This window comes from Microcoleus sp. MON1_C5 (genome assembly GCF_036701875.1).
In the GTDB taxonomy this organism is placed as follows: Bacteria; Cyanobacteriota; Cyanobacteriia; order Cyanobacteriales; family Microcoleaceae; genus Microcoleus.
Window position 1 is genome coordinate 1 of record NZ_JAUBRN010000121.1, and the last position, 6,738, is coordinate 6,738.

Here is a 6,738-nt window from a genome sequence, read left to right on the forward strand (position 1 = left end):
TCGTAGACATAGAGCTGGGCTAGACGGGAGAATCCCACGGCTTTAACGTAGTGCAGCCGTGGCAGTGTCAAATAAGTTTCCTCACGGATGCGGATGGTGCCTACGACAATCGGGCTAGCGTTCCTTGAGCACCAAACTCATGCAAACTACGCAACTTGTCAGCAACAGTCTCGACGAAACGTGGCGACTCTACTAAATCTCCAAAAATTTCAGATATACTGAGCAATGGTTTGGGATCTAATTCGCTCAAGCTGGCGCGTTGAATGAGGATATCTGCTAATGGATCATCAATGGGAATAGGTTGCCCTTGTTTATCCTGACTATTGATGTATCGACACCAAGCAGCAATCGTCAAACTTAGGTAATCGATCGCACCTTCAAGTTGTAATTTATCGCGGATAGATCCCAAAACAAACTTAGGAATTTTGGCCGATCCATTCAGGCACAGGCGTGGAAGCTGATCGCGAATTTTGGGATTGGAAAACCGTTCTATTAAAGTTTTTTTATAATCGTCTAAATCAATCCCAGGAACGGGTTGGAGCGTGGGTGTCACCTCGTCCATCAGGTTAGCAACGGCTTGCCGGAATAACGGATCGGCCATGACTTCATAAACGTAGGTATAACCTGCAACAGAGCCGAGATAGCCAATCAACATATGACTGGCATTGAGCAGCCGAATTTTCATCATCTCGTAGGGATGAACATTCTTAGTCATCTGTACGCCAACGGATTCCCAATCGGGTCTGCCGGCACAAAAGGTATCTTCGATTACCCACTGGATGAAAGGCTCCGCGACACCTGGAAACGCATCATCAATACCAAACTGTTGGGCCACCATTTTGATATCTGCTGGGGTTGTCATCGGAGTAATGCGATCGACCATGCAGTTGGGAAACGCAACGTGTTCAGCAATCCAACGTCCTAACTCTGGATCGCGCATTTGGGCAAATGTCGTTAGCATTTTCCGCACCATGTTGCCGTTGCCCTGGATATTGTCGCAGGACAAGACTGTAAACGGTGCCAACCCCTGTTTACGTCGCTTTTCGAGTGCGGCTGTCAAAAAACCGTATGTCCCGATTGGTTGGTCAGGATGTTGCAAATCGTGCTGAATTGTCGGGTGGTTCACATCGAATTCGCCACTTCCTTCAATGTAGTAGTAGCCGCTTTCAGTGATCGTTAGAGTAACAATTCAGCATTTGGGATCTGCTAATGCTTCAATAACTGCTTGACGATTGTCTGGTGCAAACAGGTATCGAGTGATTGAACCGATGATTCGAGCGCGATCGCTCTTAGGCGATCGCTCAACTAAGGTGTATAAACAATCTTGGGACAGAAGTGCATTCCGCATCCGCCTGTCATAGTCATAGTCCAGCAATCCCACACCACAGATTCCCCAGTCACTACCAGGATGCTGATGGAAATAATCATCGAGATAGAGTGCTTGGTGCGATTTATGAAATCCACCCACCCCAATATGCACAATTCCATTAGTAATTTGACGGCGATCGTACTTGGGTATGGGAACGTTTCCAGGTAAACGAGACAGGGATGCTTCATTGAGCTTGATTGTTGAGGCTGTGCTGGGATTGCTGTTCATTTATTTACTAACGGTTAGGTGGTGACGACGAGTTTTGGAAACGGCTTCACCCTGTAAGTCAAATAGATGGCAAAGATCGCCGTTAATGTGAACAGGAACAACATCGTGCAACTGGCTGGAATTATCTCCGTCTGTTTGCACGACTAGCGTGTCGCCACCCGCAATCTTGACATAGAGGTAGGTTTGTCCGCCCAGCCGTTCCACAACTAATACTTCGCCATTCACTGTTGCGCTATTGCGATCGAGTCGTAGGTGTTCGGGGCGAATTCCCAACGTGGCTCTATCCCCAACCAACAGCTTTCCAGGCTTCACTGGAATAGTCACACTGGCATCACCGGGAAGTTTGACAGTTGTACCAGAGTCATTGACGGCTGTCACTGTAACCGAGACAAAGTTCATCTTAGGTGAACCAATAAATCCGGCGACGAATAGATTCCGGGGATGGTGGTAGAGATCCAAAGGCGAACCCACTTGTTCTACAATGCCGCCCTGCAACACTACAATCTTGTTGGCAAGTGTCATTGCCTCAACCTGATCGTGTGTCACATAAATTATGGTGGCTTGCAGGCTGTCATGTAAGCTGGCAAGTTCGATCCGCATCTGCACGCGCAAGGAGGCATCCAGGTTTGACAGTGGTTCGTCAAACAAAAACACTTTGGGATTGCGAACCAGGGCACGACCAATTGCTACTCGTTGCCGCTGTCCTCCGGATAACTCTTTGGGCTTGCGGTTTAACAGTGGTTCCAGTTGGAGGACATGAGCGACTTCACGCGCCCTTTCATGACGCTTGGCTTTTGGAACACCTGCAAGGCGGAGGCTAAACGCCATATTCTCTGCTACGGTCATGTGAGGATACAAGGCGTAGGTTTGAAATACCATTGCTAACCCGCGTTTATCTGGAGGTACATCATTCACGACCTCTCCATCAATCATCAACTTGCCGGAGGTAATTTCCTCTAGTCCGGCAATCATGCGTAACAAGGTTGATTTGCCGCAACCGGACGGACCAACGAATACAACAAATTCGCGATCGCCAACATCAAGATCGACGCCTTTAATGATCTCTGTATCGGCATATGTTTTGCGAATATCTCTTAAAGCAACTGTGGACATGAAAGACTCCTATTAATGCATTAAAAATCAAATGATTATTTCACCGCACCAAAGGTAAGACCGCGTACTAATTGCCGTTGACTGAACCAACCGAAGATTAAAATGGGTGCGAGCGCCAGAGTTGATGCTGCCGAAAGTTTTGCCCAAAACAATCCTTGAGGACTGGAAAATGAGGCAATAAATGCGGTTAAAGGAGCGGCATTAGCCGTTGTCAAATTGAGGCTCCAAAACGCTTCATTCCAGGACAAAATGATTGAAAGCAATGCGGTGGAAGCAATTCCAGGCAATGCCAGTGGCAGCAACACATGAATCAGTTCTTGCTGCGTGTTTGCCCCATCCATGCGATCGGCTTCTAGGATATCTTTGGGTACCTCTTTGAAAAAGCTGTAAATCATCCAGACAACAATTGGCAAATTGATCAGGGTGTAAATAATAATCAAACCGATGCGGGTATCCAGCAAACCAGCGTTGCGACACAAGATGTAGATCGGCACCAGCACGCCAACGGGTGGCAGCATTCTAGTGGACAGCATCCACAGCAAGGTACTCTTAGTGCGTTTGGTTGGGAAGAAAGACATGGCATAAGCGGCAGGTACGGCAAGCAGCAGTGCGAGTATTGTCGCTCCGAGTGAAACCACTACACTGTTGAGCGCATAGTTGAAATAGTTTGCCCGATCTTGTATGGCTACATAATTTTCTAATGTCGGCTGGAAAAATAACTGAGGGGGAGTTGCAACCGCCGCCACCTCTGTTTTGAAACTGGTGAGAAACATCCAGAAAATTGGGAAAAACAAGCTGCAAGCGACAAACCAGCCGAGCAAGGTAAAAAGCAAGCGGCGAGAAGTTTTTTGTGCCATTGTTAGGTATCCAAATTACGAGCAACACTACGCATCAGAAAAATTGCCGCGATGTTGGCAAGAATTACCGCGATTAATCCACCCGCTGAAGCACCGCCGACATCAAATTCCAGCAAAGCTCTCAGGAAGATGTAATAGGCAAGGTTGGTGGTTGCCACTCCGGGTCCGCCACCTGTGGTAACAAAGATTTCTGCAAAGATAGTCAAAAAGAAAATCGTCTCGATCATGGCGACCACGGCAATGGCGCGGCTCAGATGCGGTAGCATGACGAAACGGAATAAGGCTAGAGCATTTGCTCCATCCATCCGGGCTGCTTCTAGCTGGTCATGATCTAACGACTGAATTGCCGTCAGCAAAATCAGCAGGGCAAAGGGAAGCCACTCCCACGAAACAATGATAATGATTGCAAGCAGTGGAAAATCTGCAAACCAATCGATCGCCCCCAAACCCAAACCTCTTGTGAATTGAGCAAACAGCCCATTCACTGGATGCATCAGCATATTTTTCCAGACTAGGGCGCTGACTGTGGGCATGGCGAAAAACGGAGAAATCGCCAGTACCCGTGCAATCCCCTGACCATAAAAGTCTTGGTCAAACAGAATTGCCAGAAGTGTGCCTAGACCAATCGTGATCGCCAGAACGGACACGACCAGAATTATTGTGATGCCGATCGAAGTCCATAAAGCTGGATCACTCAAGATGAAGGTGAAATTTTCAATTCCGATGAATTTGCGTGCGCCTGGATTGAGCAGGTTATACCGCTGAAAGGAAAACCATACCGTCATCACCAGAGGCACAATCATCCACAGCAGCAAGGCAATGACGGAAGGCGCAACTAGGGGTAATGTTGATGCCTGTCGCTTGCTTCGTTGGTGGGCGGGGGGCGTTTCGTGGTGATGTTTTACAGCTACTGAAGAAGACATAGCTTAATAGAATTTTTGATCTTTGATTGGGGATTTTAGATTGTGAAAGTTTTATGGGTGAGCATTTGCGTGTTTTGCCTTCCCCGTCAAATTTAGATCCCCCCCAGCCCCCCTTAAAAAGGGGGGAGAATGAGCGTCAAAGTCCCCCTTTTTAAGGGGGATTTAGGGGGAGCTCCGGGTTTAAAAACATAACCTAGCCGCTCTTTTCACTCGATGTAACCCGTGTGTTTCATAAACCGTTCAGTTGAATTCTGCGATTGTTGCAACGCCCGATCGACTGAAAGGCGATTCGTCAGCGCTGCTGCCATCGTTTGCCCAACTGAAGAACCGATCGCCTGAAATTCTGGAATATCCACATATTGAATGCCCTTGTAAGGGGTTGGATTTGCTGCTGGGCGGCTAATATCGGCAGATTGGATCGACCTGAGTACGATCGAAGCAAACGGTGCAGCTTTTTGATAGTTGCGATTGTTATAGGTGGAAGTCCGCGTACCTGGTGGTACAGCAACCCAGCCATTTTGGTCAGCCACCAATTGGATGTATTCCTTTGAGGTTGCCCAGGCAACAAACCTTTGAGCAGCTTCGGGGGATTTTGAGGTTTTTGGAACCGCTAGTGCCCAGGCCCAGAGCCAATTCGAGCCGTTTGGATATTTTTCTATTGGCGCACGGGCAAAGCCAACTTTGTCATAAACTTGGGATTCTTTTGGATTGGATAACAGTCCTGCAGCAACGGTTGCATCTACCCACATCCCACACTTACCCGTCGAGAATAGCGCTAGATTCTCATTAAATCCATTGGAACTGGCACCCGGTGGGCCATATTTGTTGAGCAAATCGACATAGAAGGCGATCGCTTCTTTCCAGGCTGGAGTATTTATAGTGGGTTGCCACTTCATGTCAAACCACTGTCCGCCAAACGTGTTGACCAATGTGGACAAAAATCCCATGTTTTCGCCCCAACCGGGTTTTCCACGCAGACAAACACCGTAGACTCCATTGGCTGGATCGTGAACCTTACTCGCCCATTGTGTTAGTTGGGGATATGTTGGCTGTTCGGGAACCGTAATCCCTGCTTTTTTAAACAAGTCTTTTCGGTAATACAGCATGGAACTTTCCCCATAGAACGGCACAGCATAGAGTTTGCCGTTGTTGGAAAGACCTTCTCTGATGGGTTTTATCAGGTCATTTACGTCGTAGCTGGCGGGTAGATCTAATGGTTTTAACCAATCCCGTCTCGCCCAAATCGGCGTTTCATAAGACCCGATTGTCAGGACATCAAATTGCCCGCCCTGGCTAGCAACGTCTGTGGTGGTGCGTTGGCGCAACACGTTTTCTTCTAGGACAACCCACCTCAGTTGAATGTCTGGGTTGGCTTGTTCAAACTTGCTTGAAAGCCCTTGCATAACGACCATATCGCCATTATTGACAGTGGCGATCGTCACTCTGGTTTTCCCTGCTGCTTGGGAACCTGTCCCACAACCATGCAGCAGTTGCACAAGCACGACTCCAACGAGGAATGCAACCAGCAATTTAGCGAAGCGGGGGATACGCATCGCATAACTCCTTTGATATTAAAAAAATCAGATGACTAAATTGTTGAGTTTATGCCTAATATTGAGCGATTTCTCAATAATTGAATTATATTAGGTAACCTTAAATACTGAACGCTTAAAGAGTATTTGCAACATATATTCACAAGGGGTTAAAGATATGACAGCTAGAGCAAGCTATGACTTTGCTGGTAAAACGATTCTGATTACGGGCGGTGCTGGTGATATTGGTCGGGCTACTGCACAGCGTTTTGCCGCAGATGGTGCAGGTGTAGTAATTCTAGACTTAAACGAAGCGAAGATGGCAGAGGTTGCTCACGAATTGGAAGCCTATAAAATTCCAGTTGCTACCTTTCGCTGCAATGTCACCGATCCTGATGACGTTGCTCAAGCCTTTTCTGGTGCTGTAGAGCAATTTGGGCGGATCGATTATGTTTTCAACAATGCAGGTTATCAAGGAGTGTTTGCCAAAACCGACGAGTATCCCGAGGAGGATTTTCAAAAGGTCATTGACATCAATGTTGTCGGAGTTTTTCACGTCCTCAAAGCGGCGGCACAACACCTACGCTTTGAGGGTGGAGGAGCGATCGTCAATATGGCAAGCCATGCAGGAGTGGCTGGTCTGACGGGGTGACAACCCAGTCAAAAGCATTGCCAGTAGCGGATTGAGACAACTTAAGGTAAAAAAAGATGGGGTC

6 protein-coding genes and 1 pseudogene are annotated in these 6,738 nt (G+C 47.6%); 1 reads left to right on the forward strand and 6 read right to left on the reverse strand.

All coding sequences use genetic code 11. The features are described from left to right. Positions 1-100: 100 nt before the first annotated feature. The 6 genes and pseudogenes from QUA71_RS28610 to QUA71_RS28635 form a co-directional block, all read right to left on the reverse strand. A complete protein-coding gene (locus QUA71_RS28610) occupies positions 101-715 on the reverse strand; it encodes a hypothetical protein (RefSeq protein ID WP_445243836.1) in 615 nt (204 codons plus the stop codon). Positions 716-742: 27 nt separating this feature from the next. Next, positions 743-1,597 (reverse strand): annotated as a pseudogene (locus QUA71_RS28615) (mannitol dehydrogenase family protein); the annotation flags it as partial. Then, positions 1,598-2,710 carry a sn-glycerol-3-phosphate ABC transporter ATP-binding protein UgpC gene (locus QUA71_RS28620; RefSeq protein WP_333290319.1) on the reverse strand — a complete coding sequence of 371 codons (1,113 nt, stop codon included), beginning with the start codon at positions 2,708-2,710 and terminating at the stop codon, positions 1,598-1,600. 35 nt (positions 2,711-2,745) lie between these two features. Next, on the reverse strand, positions 2,746-3,567 hold the full coding sequence (locus QUA71_RS28625; protein WP_333290321.1) for a carbohydrate ABC transporter permease: 822 nt from the start codon (positions 3,565-3,567) through the stop codon (positions 2,746-2,748). Between the two features lie 2 nt (positions 3,568-3,569). Beyond that, the gene (locus QUA71_RS28630; RefSeq protein WP_333290323.1) at positions 3,570-4,490 is read right to left on the reverse strand and encodes a sugar ABC transporter permease; all 921 of its coding nucleotides are present in this window, start codon (positions 4,488-4,490) and stop codon (positions 3,570-3,572) included. Between the two features lie 206 nt (positions 4,491-4,696). Beyond that, complete coding sequence (locus tag QUA71_RS28635; protein ID WP_333290325.1) at positions 4,697-6,043, reverse strand: sugar ABC transporter substrate-binding protein; 1,347 nt, start codon at positions 6,041-6,043, stop codon at positions 4,697-4,699. A gap of 157 nt (positions 6,044-6,200) precedes the next feature. Between QUA71_RS28635 and QUA71_RS28640 the strand changes: the two genes are divergently transcribed. Continuing rightward, the gene (locus tag QUA71_RS28640) at positions 6,201-6,674 is read left to right on the forward strand and encodes an SDR family NAD(P)-dependent oxidoreductase (protein WP_333290327.1); all 474 of its coding nucleotides are present in this window, start codon (positions 6,201-6,203) and stop codon (positions 6,672-6,674) included. The last annotated feature ends 64 nt before the right edge of the window (positions 6,675-6,738 follow it).